Here is a 15,935-nt window from a genome sequence, read left to right as displayed (position 1 = left end):
GCACTTCTCTCGTCTCATAGAATCGCCTTAGCAATTTAGGCCGCCCAATTGCAGTCGCCCGCACATCAGTCCGCGAACAGAGCCTTCAACATGGTCAGTATGCCTTGTCCCTTGCTATTCTGCGCGGCGCTGGGGGGCGCAGGGCATTCGAGGCAATAGGCCTGTATCCCAGGCGTCCCCGACAGGCGCTCAACGTCGCTGGCGAGCTGGCCGAGCAGCGCGCCACGTTCCCGCGCGGCCATCGCAAACAGATCGCCGCCGCGCGTGCCCGCGGTTTCCGGGCTGGTGCTGGTCAGCATTTGACGGATCAGGGAATCGTATTGCGCGGTGCCAGCACCAAGGAAACGCGGACTGTAACCGTCTTCCTCAAGCTCTGCCTCGGCCGCGACCCAAGCAAGCGCCTCTTCTAGCCCGCCGAACTGATCGACGAGTTTGAGTTGGCGCGCCGTCCCGCCATCCCAAACGCGCCCTTGCGCGATTTCATCAACTCGTGCGCTGTCCATATTGCGAGCTTTCGCCACAATGCCGAGGAAATCCGAATATGTGTTTTCAACCGAAGCTTGCAAAATCGCGTCAACTTCTGGGCTGAAACCCGCAATCGGATCAGGTTGGCCCGATAATGGCGTAGTGCGATAACCGTCTGCATTCACGCCAAGCTCTGCCGCAGCACCTTCAAATGTTGGCAGAACGGAAAACACACCGATGGAACCGGTGATCGTTTCTGGTTGCGCGAATATCCGATCACCTGCGGTTGCAACCCAATAGCCGCCGCTGGCCGCAACATTGGCGAATGAGATGGCAACCGGAATGTCTTTCGCCCGGTGACGCTCAATCGCCAGGCGTATTTCTTCCGATGCGAACACAGAGCCACCGGGGGAGTCGACCCGCACGACAAGGCCTGCAAGATCATCATCCAGCGCCTCGTCGAGCATACCGGCGATCCGCTCTCCACCGGCCGATCCAGGGCTCGGCATCGCCGTCTACAATGACGCCTGCGACGGTTACGACACCGATGGTCTTGCCAGAAGCCGATGGGGTGACATCGGCAAGGAAGGGGGCAAATTCAGCCTTTGCAAAGGCACCCGGTTTCTTGCTCCATGCGTCTTCGCCTGAAAGCTCGGCAACGCGCTCACCAAAGGAAATTTGGTCGCCCAGCTTGTCGACCAGGCCAGCGTCAAGCGCCGCCTTGGCCAGGTCGCCTTGCGATGCAGTGATCCATTCCACCGGATCGCTGGTCACCCGCTCAAGGTCCAGCGATGGGCGGGCTTTCTTCACGTTGGCTTGCCATTCTTCCCACATTGCACCGAACAATCCGGCCAGATTCTCGCGCGCGGCATCAGACATGGAATTGCGTGAGTAAGGCTCAACAGCGGATTTGAATGTGCCAACGCGGTAGATGCGAGCGTTGATATTCAAACGTTCCAGCAGATCGCCGTAGTAGAGATTGCTGCCACCAGGTCCAGCAATCAATGCGGCACCTTGCGGATTGAGCCATACCTCGGTTGCATGCGCGGCCAGATGCATGTGATCATCGCCGTAACCGAGTGCATAGGTGAGTACCGGCTTTTCCGCTTTGCGGACGCGGTCCATCGCCTCGCCAATGGCCTGCAAGTGCACTTGGCCCCCGCCGACAAAGGAGGAGAGATCGAATACGACAGCCTTGATCCGATCGTCCGATGCCGCGGCGTTGAGCGCGGTAACCAGATCGCGTGATTGGTGTTCGGCAACAGGGGCCTGACCGCTCAGGAAGGTTTGCAGTGGGTCAATCTCGGAACGTTCTTCTACAACAAAGCCATCCAGCTCGATCAGCAGCGCACCTTCGCGCACCTGGCCAGGGCTGGGGCGGGCAGAAAGCACCGCGAACAGCGCCATGAAGAACAGCAGCATGAAAATCAGCACCAGCCCGTCTTTAACACCGACCAGCAGTTTCCAAACCTTGCCCACAAAACTCATGAAATCATTCCCAATTATCGCGCGCCATGCGCGTGTTTCGCCTAGACTAGGCATGCTTTGCGCAAACTTCCATCGCAAACAGCGCAAAACTTACCCATCAATGGGTTGAGCGTGCGACAGCCCTCGACTAAAGGCATGGCTTTAATGACATTGTCCGGCGAAAACACAGGCTCCGGCCGCTATCCAGCGGGCCGATTGGCCTTCCCGCACCGCGATCTGGTTGGCATTGGCCAGCTGGAGCGCCACGAGATCCTTTATCTGCTTGAGTCTGCGGAGCAATGGGTGGAGCTCAACCGGCAACCCTCCAAGCATACCGATCTGCTGGCCGGGCAAACGATTATCAACGCGTTTTTTGAAAACTCGACCCGCACGCTGCTCAGCTTTGAGATTGCGGGCAAAAGACTGGGCGCGGATGTGGTGAATATGCATGCTGCGCAAAGCTCTGTAAAAAAGGGGGAGACGCTGATCGATACGGCGATCACTCTTAACGCAATGCGCCCTGATGCTATCGTGATCCGCCACGGGGCGAGCGGCGCGACGCAATTGATCGCCGATAAGGTTGACTGCCCCGTGTTGAATGCGGGCGATGGGAGTCACGAACACCCAACGCAGGCGCTGCTCGATGCGATGGCTCTGAGGCATGCGCTGCGCAAACGCGGCGAGACTGCAGAGGATTTTACCGGGCTCACCATCACAATATGCGGCGATATCCTGCACAGCCGGGTCGCGCGCTCCAACCTGCTGTGCCTGCAAGCGTTGGGTGCAAGCGTGCGGCTATGCGCACCGCCGACCTTAATGCCAGCAGGCGTGGAGGCGATCGGTGCGCAGCCGTTCCACAATTTCGATTACGCTTTGAAGGGCGCAGATGTGGTGATGATGCTGCGCCTGCAAACGGAGCGTATGCAAGGGCAATTCATCCCATCTGAGCGCGAATATCACCATCTCTACGGCCTTACGCAGGCGCGCCTTGCGAATGCGGCGCCAGATGCGCTGGTGATGCACCCCGGTCCGATGAATCGCGGGGTCGAGATCGACAGCGAGGTTGCTGACATGCTCGACCGGTCGATCATCACCCAGCAGGTGGAAATGGGGGTCGCAATCCGCATGGCAGCGCTTGACATTCTGACCCGCAGCGCGCGCGGGGTTGAAGGCTGGAATATCGGCGAGGGGAGTGCATCATGAAGCAGTCACGGCCTCTCACAATCACTGGCGGTCAATTGGCGATGCCCGGCGATCTGGTCAGTGGCGGCATCCGGCTGGATGGCGGCCTGATCACGGAAGTTGGTGCAGATATTGCCGCGCAGGACGGCGACGAAGTGGTCAATGCGCGCGGACAGATAATCGCGCCGGGCCTGGTGGATCTGGGCGTGTTCCGGATCGACAAGGCGTCGTTTCATTTTGGCGGTATCACACGCGCGGCTCTGATGCCGAATCAGTCCCCCCCGCTCGATTACCCCAGCCGGGTCAGCATGATCGCCAAAAGCGGTAAGCCAGACCTGTGGGTTCATCCACTGGCGGCAGCGACCTGCGCGCTGGAGGGGCGAGAGCTCGCAGAGATCGCACTGATGCAGGATGCAGGTGCGAGAGGGATTGCCACCGGACGGCGCTGGATCGCGGATTCCGGGGTGATGCTGCGCGTGCTGCAATATGCCGCAATGCTTGATCTGGTCGTTGTTGCGCATGGTGAGGACGATGCCTTGAGCGGCGAGGCAGCGGCGACCGCTGGCGAAATGGCGACCCGCATGGGCTTGCCGAGCGCTCCGGCAGAGGCAGAGGCACTGGCGATCGCGCGCGATATTGCGCTGGCTGAAATGTCAGGCGCTCGGCTGCATATTCGTCAGGTGACCACGCAGGCGGGTTTTGATCTGGTGCGCGCGGCGAAGGCGCGCGGCGTGAATGTGACCTGCGGGATCACCCCTGCGCATTTCATGCTGTCGGATCTCGCCACGGTGCAATTCCCGACTTTCGCGAAATTCTCACCACCTCTTCGCAGCGAAGCGGATCGGCAGGCGGCGCTTACGGCGATTGGCGACGGCACCGTCGATGTGATTGCGTCGGGCCATGATCCACGCGGGCCAGAGGATAAGCGCCTGCCCTTTGCGGATGCAGAGGCCGGGATGGCCGGGGCAGAGACCTTGCTGGCGATGACGCTGACCCTGGTGCGCGATGAAGTGATTGATATGGGGCGCGCCTTTGCATTGCTCGCAGGCAATCCGGCCCGGTTGCTTGGCGTGCTGGCCTAGCCAGCTAGAAGCCGGGCTGGAGGCGGATGTTGCGCTGATCGATCCAGAAGCGCCGTGGATCATCGATCGCCGCAAGATGTCGGCGACCGCCGATAACACCCCGTTTGATCGTCAAGGCACTCAGGGCAGGGTGAAGGCGCTGTTCAAAGGCGGCGTGCAAATCGTTTGAGCGGCGTTTGTCGTGGTTTGACCTAGCTAGCCCGCAGCATATGTTACCCAAAAAAATGCCCCCGGCGTTTCGCGACACCGGGGGCAGTCTTGCTGAATTCTGGAAAGTTCCAGAGGGATTTTGTATCTTAGCTTGTGCGCGCTGCGATCCGCACTCCGCGATCAATCGCACCTTTTGGCGGGTTGATCTTGGCATAGGCGAAACAGCCTTTGCTGAGCCGAACGGACGGTCGAGCACATGCTGCGTGCGCTGCTGAGGCCAAAGCCTGCGGCGGCGACGCGGAAGAAGGTTTTGCCTTTCACTTCAGCTTGCGTGATCACGACATCGTGATTTTTCAGCTGCGGATAGCGTGACTGGTAGATTTTCCATGCACGGTCGGCTTCGGCCCGGCTTGAGAAGCTGCCGAATTGGACCATGTGCGTGTCAGCAGAGCCGCTTGCGACCGCTGCCATGCGGCGCTGGCTTGACACCGCAGCCACTCGTGTCGGACGTTTCTCTTTACTGGCGTAGCTTGCAGGCAGAGCCTGCACGACAGGTTTTGAAACGAAGCGAGCGCGGGCTGGAGCCGGTGCTGGCTTGGGTGCTTCAGCGACCCGTGTAGGAGCCGCGGCAGGTGCCGGATCAAAGGTTTCAACGGCGCTGTCGTTCGAAACACCAAAGGCGAGAGCTTCGCTTGCGCTTGGCTCCACTGCATTTGCTGGTGCCTGAGCAGCCGCCTCAGCAACCATTACGTCTTGGCTTGGGAAATTGTTCAGCGCGAGATATTGCGGCTGGCCGCCATCTTGCGCTGGGTTTACGCGCAGCAGGCCTGCGACGCGGGTTTGGTATTGCTCAGGCGCGCTTTGTGCGGCCCATTCAGCAATCCGGTTGTTCACTTCACCAGCTGGCACATCTTCTGCCGCCATAACGCGGGCAGCGCGCCAATTGCCGCACGAGGGCATAGGTGTAGGCGAGGTTTTGACGAACCTTTGCACTGTTCTGGCCGCCGCGTAGAGCATTGGTCAGGACGTGGACGCCCTGCTGCGGCTTGCCAGCCAAGGCATAGGCAAGGCCAAGATCAGCAGGATCAATATCAGAAGACCATGCATCCAGTTTCGCAAGCGCGCTGCCTTTGTCGCCGAGCGCGGTTTTAGCCAGCGCATAGCTGAGGACAGTACGCGGATCGGTGTCGCCAAGTTCCAGGGCATCGTCAAAGCTGGTTGCAGCCGATTGAAAACGGCCCGATTCCAGATAAGCAGCGCCGAGCATCGCACGGAATTCTGCATTGCGAGGATCAGCCAAAACTGCTGCTTCAGCATGCGTAACAGCCTTATCGACCTGACCTTTTTCCAGCGCGGTTTGCGCCTTGCTGAAAGAGGATAGGGCAGGCGGTGCAGCCGAGGTGGTGCATCCTGCAAGCGCAACGCTGGCAAGTGCGGTCGAAACAATGAGGCTCATTTTCGGGCCGGTCATTTTGTAGGTTTCGCTGCGGTCCATGGTCATAGTCCTTGTGAGTAACTCTGCTGTCTTGGTACGATGCAAAAAGTTAACAAATCAGTCGCGTTTCATCTTCTGCGCGAGCGTATCGAGGTCGTCGATCTGCTCCAGCATGGCGTCGAGCGCTTCGGTAACAACCGCTTGTGCGCTCTTGCCCTGCATTGTCGCAGCAAGGCGAAGTTTGAGATGGCGATCGGTGTCGAGCCGCAAAGTGAAAGCAGCGCGGCGGCCAGATGAACTGCCGGATGCTTTCGCGGATTTACGCTTTTTGGCGGGCTTGCTGCTCTTTTTGGCAGGCACCGCTGCGGACGCTTCGGCGGCTTCCCCTTCAATGCGCGTGGCCAGCTCTTCTTGCTGGCGCAGCACATCGGGTGTGTCCGCGTTTTCGTCCCATTCATGCTCTTCAGCGTCTGCGTCATTGGGTTCTGCCGGGGACAAGTGAACCACATTTGCGCTAGACGCTTGGTTCTCTGTTTCTTCCTCTGCACCCATATCGTTCCAACCCAGGTCTTCCAGATTTGCAGGCTTGCCTGCATCAGGAAGGTTGGTGAGCTGAGGGCGCATAGCCGGTTTGGCCCCGCCCTTACGAGCGAGCAGCGCGGAATTCAGCGAGGCAAAGCTTGCTTCAGTCATCGCGCAGGTGCTCCTTTATTGAGCGACGCGGCGACCGAAGCCACCACCGCCAGCTGGACGGCCACCGCCGACAGCTTGCTGCTGAGTGCCAGGTGCGGCGAATACGGTGCGGCGGAAATTCTTCTCAAGCCGGTCAGAAATATACTTCCAGAGCGCTGTCATTTCAGCAGCACTGCGGCTTTCCGGATCAACTTCCATAACCGTGCGGCCATCGATCATTGAGGCGGCATAATCGGTGCGATGATGCAGCGTGATCGGGGCGACGGTGCCGTGCTGTGACAGAGCCACAGCGGCTTCTGAAGTGATCTTCGCCTTAGGCGTCGCGGCGTTCACGACGAACACCAGCGGCTTGCCAGCGCGCTCACACAGATCAACCGTCGCACCAACAGCGCGCAAATCATGCGGGCTTGGACGAGTTGGCACTACGATCAGCTCGGCAACGCCGATAACTGACTGAATGGCCATGGTGATCGCTGGCGGCGTGTCAATCACAGCCAGTTTAAAGCCCTGCTGACGCAGAACCTGAAGGTCATTGGCGAGGCGAGCAACAGTCGTCTGAGCAAAGGCAGGATATTCTGCCTCACGCTCGTTCCACCAATCGGCTAGCGACCCTTGCGGATCGATGTCGATCAATACGACTGGGCCAGCGCCCGCACGCTGTGCTTGGACGGCGAGATGTCCGGAAAGGGTTGTTTTCCCTGATCCGCCCTTCTGCGATGCTAAAGCTAGTACACGCAAAGCCTTGGTCCCCCTGTTAGGCCGTTGGCGCCGCCTGATTGCGGCTTGGATGACACTGAGATCGCAGGATACCCCTAATTTACAGTTAACGAGGTTTGCGAAACCAACATCTTGCTTGCGATTAGGGTATGGCAACGAATTCCTAACGGATCGTTCACTATAAGGCACACTTGCCCGCTCGGATGCGCCAGCAATCGCGCGGTAAAAACAGTTTTTGACGCTATTTATAAGAGAATGATCATGGTCCATTTCCTTGCCTTTGATGCCGATTCTAAGTCTGCACCTGCCCGCGTGCTTGCCGGGATGCGGCTGGCCGTAAGCGGTGCAGTCGCAGCTATCGCTATGGCAGCAGCGCCGGCATTGGCTGATGTGAAGGCGGGCGTGGACGCATGGAGCTCTGGCGATTTTGTCACCGCGGTTGAGCAATGGCGCGGCCCGGCTGGGCGCGGCGATGCCGATGCGATGTTCAACCTAGCCCAGGCGTACCGCCTTGGCCGCGGGGTTGAGATTGATGTGGAGCGCGCGCGTGCCCTGTATGCAGAGGCAGCGCGCAAAGGGCACGTGAAGGCGGCCGATAATTACGGTCTGCTATTGTTCCAGCAAGGTGAACAATCAGAAGCCATGCCGTTGGTAACGGCAGCGGCAGAGCGCGGCGATCCGCGCGCGCAGTATATTTTGGGACTGGCGCATTTTAATGGCGACTACGCACCGAAAGACTGGGTGCGTGCCTATGCTTTTCTGACCTTGTCGGTTTCTGCTGGGCTCCCACAGGCAAAGGATGCCGTGGCGCAAATGGACCGTTATATCCCGATTGAGCAGCGCCAAATGGCTCAGTCGGTCGCACGTGATTTGGAGGCAGAAGCTGCAAAGCTGCGCGCTGCGCAATTGGCCGAAGCGGAGCTTAATCGCCTGCCATCCGGCGCTCAGCCTGCGCCGAGGATCGCGCAAGCTACACCGGCCCCTTCGTCAAACGGGTCGCAATTGAACACTAATTTTAGCCTTAACGGCCCTACGACTGCCGGCACTGCTGCTGCTCCGGCGGCGACTGTTCCGGCTCGCGCGGCTGCGCCTGCGCCGCGCGTTGCCGCGGCCGGGAATGGCCCTTGGCGGGTTCAGCTCGGTGCGTTTGGCGTGGCTGGCAATGCTGATCGGCTTTGGAAAAAGCTTTCCGGTTCCAATGCATTGCAGGGCGCGCGCAAAATTCTGGTGCCAGCGGGCCGGGTCACGCGTCTGCAAGCGGGCGGTTTTGCCTCACGCGCATCGGCGCAAAAGGCCTGCAACACTTTGAACGCTCAAGGTCAAGGCTGTCTCGTCACCAAGAAATGACGCTTGGCCGTTCGGTGAAAGCCCGAATGCTGCTCACGCGCTACCCACAGCCTCGCTTTCCCTGAAGGTGAGGCATGCTATCATGCAGCCCGGAAAAGGGTGGGATCTGCATGAGTGATACGCTGAACGAGCAAGCGGACGAACATACGTTTGGCGATGACGTGCCTGATGCAGGGCCTGCTAAAACCGCAGACCGTATTAGCAGCCTCGATTTCATACGCGGCCTTGCCGTGATGGGCATTCTGGCCGCGAATATCATCGCCTTTGGCCAACCGTTTAGCGCTTACATGTTCCCCGAGGCGTTTCTCGTCCCCGCCAATGATCCTGGCGGGTGGCAATGGGTCGCGCAATTCACCGTGATAGACGGCAAGATGCGGGGGTTATTCACCATCCTGTTCGGCGCGGGGCTTTATCTGTTTATGGAGCGGGCATGGGCGCGCGGCGAGACGCGCTGGCTGCAGGCGCGGCGATTGTTCTGGCTGTTGCAGTTTGGTCTGATCCATTTCTTCTTCATCTGGGCGGGCGATATTCTGGCCTATTATGCGCTGGTCGGGTGGATCGTATTGCCGTGCCTCAAATGGCAGGCCGAAACGCAGCTTAAGGTCGGGCTGCTCGGCTATCTGGTCGGCGCGATCGTCTACGCTTTGATGATGGTGCCATTACCCTTTGTGGCCGACACGCCGATGGGGGATCAAGCCGCGTTCAGCGAGATGCGTGATGGGTTGGAGAGCGCCAAGCAAGAAGCATTGGCTGACTACGTGGTTGAAACGAAGATCAAGCAATCGGGTGATTATGGCGGGTTTGTTCAGCACCGCGCGCAGGAACATGGGTTTGATCTCTTCGGCAATGCGATGTTCTTTGCGCTTGAGACATTTCCCCTGATGCTGCTCGGTATGGCGCTTTACCGGATGGGATTTTTCAGCGGGGGTTGGGCACCTTTGACCTTGCGCAAATGGGGCTGGATCGGCCTTGTTACCGGTGCCTTGCTGCATCTGCTGATTGCGCTGTGGGCCAGGTCAAACGGCTTCACCTATTACGGAACGCTCGCCGCCTTTGTGGGTATCAGCCCGCTACCCAGGCTGATGATGGTTCTGGGAATGGCAGCATTGCTGGTGCTATTCGCCCCCAAGGCGACCGGATGGCTGGGACAGCGGGTGTCCGCCGCAGGACGCGCCGCCTTCACCAATTATATCGGCACCTCGGTGCTGATGCTGTTTGTATTCCACGGCTGGGCCTTGGGCCTGTTTGGTGAGCTCAATCGGCCTCAGCTTTACATGGTGGTGTTGGCTGTTTGCATCATCATGCTGGCCTGGTCGAAGCCTTGGCTGGATAGGTTCCGCTATGGCCCGCTGGAATGGCTTTGGCGCTGCCTGACCTATGGCAGATTGTTCCCGATGAGGCGGTGATGGCTCCTTCATTTTAGAACCGCAGCCGCCCGCACCCTCTATCCGTCCATCCGGATTTTATCCCGGTAGGCTCCAGAGGCTTTGCTCTCAAAACATAACGAAGCGGAGTTCGGTCGCGTCGGCGACCGCAAGGGCTCATGTCCACCCGCAGAGGCGAGGACTTATCTGCAGGCTTCGAGGATTTTGCGCACCGCATGACATGCGGGACAAATAGAATCCTCTTGCTATTGAGATTAATTCGCATAAATTGCTTTTGCAATTGATTCGCAGGAGTAGCGAAAAGCCGTCATGTATATCTGTATTTGCAATGCGATCCGTGAATCTGACCTGCGTGAAGCGGGCCGCGGTACGTCTGGCGATGCAGAAGCGGTCTATGCAAAGCTCGGCAAGCGCCCCAACTGCGGCCAATGCCTTCAAGATGCTGACAAAATTCTGGATGAAGTGCGCCTCGTGGCTGAGCGTCTTACTTCTTGCAAAGAACTCGCAATCTGAACTGGCAAAGCGCTATTGCGAGGGCATCGCAAGTAGCTGAAAATCATACATTTTTATGGATCGATACCTTGAATGGTGGCGGTTTTGCGCGCATATAGTGCGCATACCAAAAACAGTGTCACCGCCAATCCGCGCCCCACAGCGCGCCATCTATTCAAGGAGCATCACCCATGAAGGGCGATCCAAAAGTCATCGAATTTCTCAACAAGGCGCTCACCAACGAGCTGACCGCGATCAACCAATATTGGTTGCATTACCGCGTGCTCGACGATTGGGGCGTCACCAAACTCGCCGAATATGAACGCGGGGAATCCATTGAAGAAATGCAGCACGCCGACAAACTGGCTGAGCGCATTCTGTTCCTCAACGGACTGCCCAATTTTCAGGCGATCCACAATTTGCGCGTTGGCGAGACGGTTGAGGAGATCCTCAAGGCTGACATGGCGGTGGAAGAAGACGCGATCCCTCTGCTGACCGATGCGATTGAATATTGTGAAAAGGTTCGGGACTATGTGAGCCGTGATCTCTTCGCTGGCATTCTTGCGAATGAAGAAGAGCACGTCGACTTTCTCGAAACTCAGTTCGATATGATTGAGCGGATGGGTTTGGAGAATTACGTGCAACTGCAAAGCAAGCCAGCGGGCGCAGAGTGATGTCGATTGCCGTCAGCGATAGCTGGAAGAACAAACCTTTTGGCGAGACAGTACGAATTCCCTACCGGGACACATTCTCGGTTTTGGAGTTTGGACTGCTGAAGCGAGGCCTGATCCCGTGCGAGATGGAGGACAAATGGTTTGTCTACTACGACGAGCCAAATCTGCTCTTTTTCCGAAGTTGGACCGGAATGGCGGTCTTTCGCGTCACTCTTGAACAGCGGGGCTCATCTCTTGTGGTGGCGCAGGCAGACCGTGCCGCTTTGGATGACAAAGGCGTTCCATTCGATCTCGACCACGAACAGGAAGCCGCCACTCTTGATTTCCTGATCAGCAATCTCTTGCTGAAGAAGAAAAAGCCGTTCCCGAAGCCAACGGATTTGAATGACCCGCTTTGCCTGTATCAACATCACATCTCCGGAACGGGCTATCCCGACGCGAAGAAGTGAGCCCGTGGGGGTCACTCCATTGGGGATTGCGGCCCGCGGGCGGCAAGCAGTGTCTCGCGTAGGAAATGCACAAGGCCGGTGATCAAGAGCGCCATTGTGATAACCCACAGAACCGCGACAATCGTGCCGATCCGTGTCTCGACATAGACCGATACAAACAGCACGGCGATCACAACGCTGATCACGACTGCTGCAGCCGTGGAGAACATGATCGCTTGGCGTGCAAGATGCTGCAGCGCGCACGTAGCCATTCGCGTTCGCTCGTCGAGCGCGCATTGGGCTTTTCCTCGATCTGTTCCGACAGGCGCTCGATCCGGCCCGCGACCCAGCTCAACCGCTGCATCATAACATTCATAATGCTGCCGATACCGACCAAGAGAAAGGCCGGGGCGAGGCTCAATTGAACCGCGCGCAGCACGTCAGAGGTATTTTGCGTGCGTTGGAGCAGGTCGGTCGCGATGTTCGACCCTGCCAGCAAATCCAGCATCACGATTTGTCGCTCCCGCTTGAGTAATTGCCGCCTCCGCCGCGATTGGCATTGTAGGGGTTCTTCGGGCTTTTCAGCGATACGCGCACCGGTACGGCGTCAAAGCCGAGTTTGGAGCGGATGCCGTTCACAAGATAGCGTTCGTAGCTGGTCGGGAGCACTTCCAGACGGCTGCCGAACACCACAAAGCGCGGCGGGCGGGTGCCGACCTGCGTGATATAGCGCAGCTTGATCCGGCGGCCCTTTGGCGCGGGCGGCGGGTTGTTCGCCAGCGCATCGTCGAACCAGCGGTTGAGCGCGGCGGTGGGCACACGCTTCGACCAGCTTTCGCGAATTTCAAACGCGCCGGAGAGCATGGTGTCGAGCCCTTTGCCGGTTTTCGCAGAGACCGCAAACAGGGGCAGCCCGCGAACCTGCGCCAGACCGTCATCGAGCGCGCGGCGAATGCCGTTGAACAATCCGCTGGGATCCTCAGCAATATCCCATTTGTTGATAGCGATCATTAGCGCGCGGCCTTCTTCCAGGCACATGCTGGCGATCTTGAGGTCTTGGTGCTCAAGCCCCTGAGTCGCGTCGAGCAGCAGCACCACGACCTCGGCAAAGTCCACCGCGCGGCGGGCATCGGCGACGGACAGCTTCTCCAGCTTTTCGGTCACATTGCGTTTCTTGCGCATGCCTGCGGTGTCGATCAGACGGATCTCTCGCGTCTCACCTGTATCGGGATCGGCCCAGTCCCAGTCGACCGCAATAGAATCGCGAGTGATCCCGGCCTCTGGCCCGGTCAGCAGGCGGTCCTCGCCCAGCATCCGGTTGATCAGCGTCGATTTACCCGCGTTCGGCCTAGCCAACAATCGCCAACTTCAGCGGACCGAGCGGGGCCTCCTCGCCCTCATCAAGTGCAAATTGTGCTGCGGCCTTAAGCGCCTCTGCCTTGTCTCCGATCAGCGGCCACAGCGCGCCAAACATATCGGCGACCCCTTCGCCATGCTCTGCGGAAACCCCGATCGGCTCACCCATGCCGAGCGAGTAGCTTTCCAGAATGCCGTCCTCGCCCTGTTTGCCTTCGGCTTTGTTCGCAACGAGCACGACGGGCACTTTCTCACCCTTGATTTCGCGCTGTTCGCGCAGGAACCGGGCAACCTCTTGATCGAGCGGGGTCACGCCCGCGCGTGCATCGATCACGAACAGGATCGCATCTGCACCCTCAATGCTGACCTCGGTCTGTTGACGCATCCGGCCAGAAAGGCTGTCGGGGTCTTCATCTTCCCACCCGGCGGTGTCGACCACGGTGAATTCCAGGCCAGCAAGCTCGGCATCACCCATCCGGCGATCACGCGTGACGCCCGGCTGATCATCGACCAGCGCAAGCTTTTTGCCCACCAGTCGATTGAACAATGTCGATTTGCCAACATTGGGCTTAGCCAATAATGATGACTTGCGGTTTATCTGTCGGTGTCATGATGCTGTCCTTACCGCTCGCGCGCTGTCCTGTTCAGGCCTGCGCCGCAGCAGCGGTGTAGGCGAGCGGCGGGTCTATTCCGCTTTGGCAATGGGCGGGCTGTCGCCCAGGTCTTCGAACCATGCCTCTACCGGGCCGTTCAATTTAATGGTCAGCGGCTGGCCTTTGCGATCGACCGTCTTGCCCGCCTGTACGCGCACCCAGCCTTCGGAAATTGAGTATTCCTCAATATCGTTGCGCACGCGGTCCTTAAAACGAATGCCGATCCCGCGTTGCAGAACGTCTGCATCGAAATGCTTGCTGCGCGGATTAACAGACAGATGATCTGGCGGCGTGTCGGTGCTTGACCGTTGGCTTTGTTTCTTCAGTCATGCTCTTTATCCAAATCCAGAGTTTGCCCACGCTGATATTCTGGCCACTCATGGCGATATGCACATGGGTTGGCCAAAGACGGCGGGGACAAGCGTTTGAAAGTTCTGGAGCGTCCATAGTCGCAGGTGCGCGGCGGAACAAGATCGTTCCGCTTGCCCTTTTTCGCGCACCAGACTAGAGGCGAGCGCAATGCGCGCGGGGGCCGGTTGGTTTCCCGCGCGGCTTCGTTCAATCAAGCGGGCGTGGCGGAATTGGTAGACGCGCTGGTTTTAGGTACCAGTATCGAAAGATGTGGGGGTTCGAGTCCCTTCGCCCGCACCAATGTTTTTCCGCGCCGGTGTTGAGAATTCGCATATCAGATACACGTCGTTGCGACGTTAAGTATCTGAACTTACGAGATTGTTGAGAAGGTTTCAGTTTTTCCAATGCAGACCAAGCAAACCACCAATGAAGGCCTGAAGCGCGCCTATCAGATCACTGTCACTGCCAAGGAATTGGCGCAAAAGATTGACGGGGAGATCAAGAAGGTCGCCCCGCAGGTGCAAATGCCTGGCTTCCGTCCCGGCAAAGTGCCAGCCAATCTCGTCAAGAAAATGCACGGTGAACAGCTGCATGCGCAGGTTGTGAACGACACGATTCGCGATTCGCTGGAAAAATTGCTCACCGACGAAGGCCTGCGTCCTGCGATGCAGCCTAAGGTTGAGCTGGCCGAGGGCTATGAAGAAGGCAAAGACGCCGAGATTTCGGTTGAGCTTGAGATTCTCCCAGAGGTTGAAGCGCCAAGCACCGATGGCCTGACACTCGAGAAGCTGGTCGTTCCTGTGAAGGACGAACAGATTGAAGAAGCGCTGCAAGGTCTCGCTGGTCAGAACAAGAGCTACAAAGACGCAGCCAAATCGAAGAAGGCAGCGGATGGCGATCAGCTGATCATCGATTTCGTGGGTAAGCTTGACGGCGAAGAGTTTGAAGGCGGCAAAGCCGAAGACGCGCCATTGGTGCTCGGCTCAGGCCAGTTCATCCCAGGCTTTGAAGAGCAGTTGACGGGTTCGAAGACCGGCGATGAGAAGACCATCGACGTCACCTTCCCTGAAGATTACCAGGCCGCGCATCTCGCCGGTAAAGCGGTTCAGTTCGACATCACTGTGAAGCAAGTAAAGGTCGAAACCGATACCAAGATCGACGATGGTTTTGCCAAAGGCCTCGGCCTAGATGATCTCGACAAGTTGAAAGAGATCATGAAGAGTCAGCTGGAACAGCAGACTGCTGGTCTTACACGCACACAAATGAAGCGTGCCTTGCTCGATCAATTGGCAGCGGGTCATGACTTTGCCGTTCCAGAGAACATGGTTGATGCCGAATTTGAGCAAATCTGGGCTCAGCTTCAGCAAGAAGCCGCGAAGGAAGAGAAACCTGAAGACGCTTTGAAAGAAATCGAAGCGGAGAAGGACGAATATCGTTCTATCGCCGAGCGCCGCGTGCGTTTGGGCCTGTTGCTCAGCGAAATCGGACAGGTAAATGGCGTCGAAGTGACCGCTCAAGAAATGCAAATGCTGGTGCAGCAAGCTGCTCAGCAATATCGCGAAGAAGATCGCGAGCGTTTCATGCAGTATATTCAGCAAGAGCCAATGGCCGCTGCTCAGCTGCGCGCGCCGCTCTATGAAGACAAGGTCGTCGACTTCCTGTTTGACAAGGCGGAAGTCACCGAGCGTGAAGTGACGCAGGAAGAACTGCAAGCTGCAATCGAAGCGGATGAAGCCGCTGATAGCAAGCCAGCCGCCAAGAAGAAGGCCCCGGCCAAGAAAGCGGCGGCGAAAAAGGCACCAGCTAAGAAGCTCAAGCAGCGAAAAAAGCGCCTGCGAAGGCTGCGGATAAGAAAGAGCCAGCGGCGAAAAAGGCACCAGCCAAGAAACCGGCGGCCAAAAAAGCCCCGGCGAAGAAAGCTCCTGCCAAGAAACCGGCGGCAAAAGCGGATGCAAAGCCAGCCGCCAAGAAGGCACCTGCAAAAAAGGCTCCGGCTAAAAAACCAGCAGCTAAGAAGCCTGCTGCCAAGAAAGCGCCCGCGAAGAAGAAATAACGCGC

Annotated in this window: 15 protein-coding genes, 1 tRNA gene and 3 pseudogenes; 9 read left to right on the top strand and 10 right to left on the bottom strand. The window is 58.2% G+C overall.

Features of this window, described 5'->3' with window-relative positions; genetic code table 11:
- Positions 1 to 65: 65 nt before the first annotated feature.
- Together sppA and AC0V6Z_RS00920 are read right to left on the bottom strand one after the other, a co-directional pair.
- Complete coding sequence (sppA, locus tag AC0V6Z_RS00925) at positions 66 to 974, bottom strand: signal peptide peptidase SppA (protein ID WP_472639571.1); 909 nt, start codon at positions 972 to 974, stop codon at positions 66 to 68.
- On the bottom strand, positions 910 to 1,953 hold the full coding sequence (locus tag AC0V6Z_RS00920; protein ID WP_472639570.1) for a S49 family peptidase: 1,044 nt from the start codon (positions 1,951 to 1,953) through the stop codon (positions 910 to 912). Before AC0V6Z_RS00920 ends, sppA begins: the two co-directional genes overlap by 65 nt.
- A 144-nt stretch (positions 1,954 to 2,097) precedes the next feature.
- On the opposite strand from AC0V6Z_RS00920, the gene AC0V6Z_RS00915 reads away from it, so the two are divergent.
- Entirely contained in the window at positions 2,098 to 3,135 is a 1,038-nt protein-coding gene (locus AC0V6Z_RS00915) for an aspartate carbamoyltransferase catalytic subunit (RefSeq protein ID WP_472639569.1), read from the top strand.
- Positions 3,132 to 4,365, top strand: a pseudogene (locus tag AC0V6Z_RS00910) (dihydroorotase). Before AC0V6Z_RS00915 ends, AC0V6Z_RS00910 begins: the two are co-directional and overlap by 4 nt.
- 161 nt (positions 4,366 to 4,526) lie before the next feature.
- Here AC0V6Z_RS00910 and AC0V6Z_RS00905 read toward each other — a convergent pair.
- The 4 genes from AC0V6Z_RS00905 to AC0V6Z_RS00890 are packed head-to-tail and all read right to left on the bottom strand — an operon-like array spanning position 4,527 to position 7,212.
- Positions 4,527 to 5,270: an SPOR domain-containing protein gene (locus tag AC0V6Z_RS00905; RefSeq protein WP_472639568.1), complete on the bottom strand. Its 744-nt coding sequence runs from the start codon at positions 5,268 to 5,270 to the stop codon at positions 4,527 to 4,529.
- Positions 5,242 to 5,841 (bottom strand): tetratricopeptide repeat protein, encoded by a 600-nt coding sequence (locus AC0V6Z_RS00900; RefSeq protein WP_472639567.1) that lies wholly within the window; start codon positions 5,839 to 5,841, stop codon positions 5,242 to 5,244. Before AC0V6Z_RS00900 ends, AC0V6Z_RS00905 begins: the two co-directional genes overlap by 29 nt.
- Positions 5,842 to 5,898: 57 nt before the next feature.
- Entirely contained in the window at positions 5,899 to 6,474 is a 576-nt protein-coding gene (locus tag AC0V6Z_RS00895) for a hypothetical protein (protein WP_472639566.1), read from the bottom strand.
- 15 nt (positions 6,475 to 6,489) lie between these two features.
- On the bottom strand, positions 6,490 to 7,212 hold the full coding sequence (locus AC0V6Z_RS00890; RefSeq protein ID WP_472639565.1) for an AAA family ATPase: 723 nt from the start codon (positions 7,210 to 7,212) through the stop codon (positions 6,490 to 6,492).
- Positions 7,213 to 7,452: 240 nt separating this feature from the next.
- Here AC0V6Z_RS00890 and AC0V6Z_RS00885 point away from each other — a divergent pair, with 240 nt between their 5' ends.
- The 5 genes from AC0V6Z_RS00885 to AC0V6Z_RS00865 all read left to right on the top strand — a co-directional run bounded on the left by AC0V6Z_RS00885 (position 7,453) and on the right by AC0V6Z_RS00865 (position 11,538).
- A complete protein-coding gene (locus tag AC0V6Z_RS00885; protein WP_472639564.1) occupies positions 7,453 to 8,538 on the top strand; it encodes an SPOR domain-containing protein in 1,086 nt (361 codons plus the stop codon).
- A 110-nt stretch (positions 8,539 to 8,648) separates the two neighbouring features.
- Entirely contained in the window at positions 8,649 to 9,944 is a 1,296-nt protein-coding gene (locus AC0V6Z_RS00880; protein WP_472639563.1) for a DUF418 domain-containing protein, read from the top strand.
- Between the two features lie 288 nt (positions 9,945 to 10,232).
- On the top strand, positions 10,233 to 10,436 hold the full coding sequence (locus tag AC0V6Z_RS00875) for a (2Fe-2S)-binding protein (protein ID WP_472639562.1): 204 nt from the start codon (positions 10,233 to 10,235) through the stop codon (positions 10,434 to 10,436).
- A gap of 170 nt (positions 10,437 to 10,606) precedes the next feature.
- Complete coding sequence (bfr, locus tag AC0V6Z_RS00870; RefSeq protein ID WP_472639561.1) at positions 10,607 to 11,089, top strand: bacterioferritin; 483 nt, start codon at positions 10,607 to 10,609, stop codon at positions 11,087 to 11,089.
- A complete protein-coding gene (locus AC0V6Z_RS00865; protein ID WP_472639560.1) occupies positions 11,089 to 11,538 on the top strand; it encodes a hypothetical protein in 450 nt (149 codons plus the stop codon). Before bfr ends, AC0V6Z_RS00865 begins: the two co-directional genes overlap by 1 nt.
- 11 nt (positions 11,539 to 11,549) lie before the next feature.
- Here AC0V6Z_RS00865 and AC0V6Z_RS00860 read toward each other — a convergent pair whose 3' ends face one another.
- The 4 genes and pseudogenes from AC0V6Z_RS00860 to AC0V6Z_RS00845 all read right to left on the bottom strand — a co-directional run bounded on the left by AC0V6Z_RS00860 (position 11,550) and on the right by AC0V6Z_RS00845 (position 13,852).
- Positions 11,550 to 11,747, bottom strand: a complete 198-nt coding sequence (locus tag AC0V6Z_RS00860; RefSeq protein WP_472639559.1) for a DUF2721 domain-containing protein — start codon at positions 11,745 to 11,747, stop codon at positions 11,550 to 11,552.
- Positions 11,720 to 12,025 (bottom strand): DUF2721 domain-containing protein, encoded by a 306-nt coding sequence (locus AC0V6Z_RS00855; protein ID WP_472639558.1) that lies wholly within the window; start codon positions 12,023 to 12,025, stop codon positions 11,720 to 11,722. Before AC0V6Z_RS00855 ends, AC0V6Z_RS00860 begins: the two co-directional genes overlap by 28 nt.
- A pseudogene (gene der / locus AC0V6Z_RS00850) lies at positions 12,025 to 13,484 on the bottom strand (ribosome biogenesis GTPase Der). Before der ends, AC0V6Z_RS00855 begins: the two are co-directional and overlap by 1 nt.
- Positions 13,485 to 13,558: 74 nt before the next feature.
- Positions 13,559 to 13,852, bottom strand: a complete 294-nt coding sequence (locus AC0V6Z_RS00845) for a DUF3297 family protein (protein WP_472640811.1) — start codon at positions 13,850 to 13,852, stop codon at positions 13,559 to 13,561.
- A gap of 240 nt (positions 13,853 to 14,092) precedes the next feature.
- Between AC0V6Z_RS00845 and AC0V6Z_RS00840 the strand changes: the two genes are divergently transcribed.
- Both AC0V6Z_RS00840 and tig read left to right on the top strand, forming a co-directional pair.
- Positions 14,093 to 14,177, top strand: a tRNA-Leu gene (locus AC0V6Z_RS00840).
- Between the two features lie 104 nt (positions 14,178 to 14,281).
- A pseudogene (gene tig / locus AC0V6Z_RS00835) lies at positions 14,282 to 15,930 on the top strand (trigger factor).
- Positions 15,931 to 15,935 lie beyond the last annotated feature (5 nt).

Source organism: Erythrobacter sp. SN6-5 (genome assembly GCF_057364945.1).
Note: the sequence above shows the minus strand (reverse complement) of the source record. Positions and strands in the feature narration are given on the sequence as shown.

Coding starts and splice junctions, on each gene's coding strand:
- sppA (WP_472639571.1), bottom strand. CDS start 974: ATGCCGAGCCCTGGATCGGCCGGTGGAGAGCGGATCGCCGGTATGCTC.
- AC0V6Z_RS00920 (WP_472639570.1), bottom strand. CDS start 1,953: ATGAGTTTTGTGGGCAAGGTTTGGAAACTGCTGGTCGGTGTTAAAGAC.
- AC0V6Z_RS00915 (WP_472639569.1), top strand. CDS start 2,098: ATGACATTGTCCGGCGAAAACACAGGCTCCGGCCGCTATCCAGCGGGC.
- AC0V6Z_RS00905 (WP_472639568.1), bottom strand. CDS start 5,270: ATGGCGGCAGAAGATGTGCCAGCTGGTGAAGTGAACAACCGGATTGCT.
- AC0V6Z_RS00900 (WP_472639567.1), bottom strand. CDS start 5,841: ATGGACCGCAGCGAAACCTACAAAATGACCGGCCCGAAAATGAGCCTC.
- AC0V6Z_RS00895 (WP_472639566.1), bottom strand. CDS start 6,474: ATGACTGAAGCAAGCTTTGCCTCGCTGAATTCCGCGCTGCTCGCTCGT.
- AC0V6Z_RS00885 (WP_472639564.1), top strand. CDS start 7,453: ATGGTCCATTTCCTTGCCTTTGATGCCGATTCTAAGTCTGCACCTGCC.
- AC0V6Z_RS00880 (WP_472639563.1), top strand. CDS start 8,649: ATGAGTGATACGCTGAACGAGCAAGCGGACGAACATACGTTTGGCGAT.
- AC0V6Z_RS00875 (WP_472639562.1), top strand. CDS start 10,233: ATGTATATCTGTATTTGCAATGCGATCCGTGAATCTGACCTGCGTGAA.
- bfr (WP_472639561.1), top strand. CDS start 10,607: ATGAAGGGCGATCCAAAAGTCATCGAATTTCTCAACAAGGCGCTCACC.
- AC0V6Z_RS00865 (WP_472639560.1), top strand. CDS start 11,089: ATGTCGATTGCCGTCAGCGATAGCTGGAAGAACAAACCTTTTGGCGAG.
- AC0V6Z_RS00860 (WP_472639559.1), bottom strand. CDS start 11,747: ATGTTCTCCACGGCTGCAGCAGTCGTGATCAGCGTTGTGATCGCCGTG.
- AC0V6Z_RS00855 (WP_472639558.1), bottom strand. CDS start 12,025: ATGCTGGATTTGCTGGCAGGGTCGAACATCGCGACCGACCTGCTCCAA.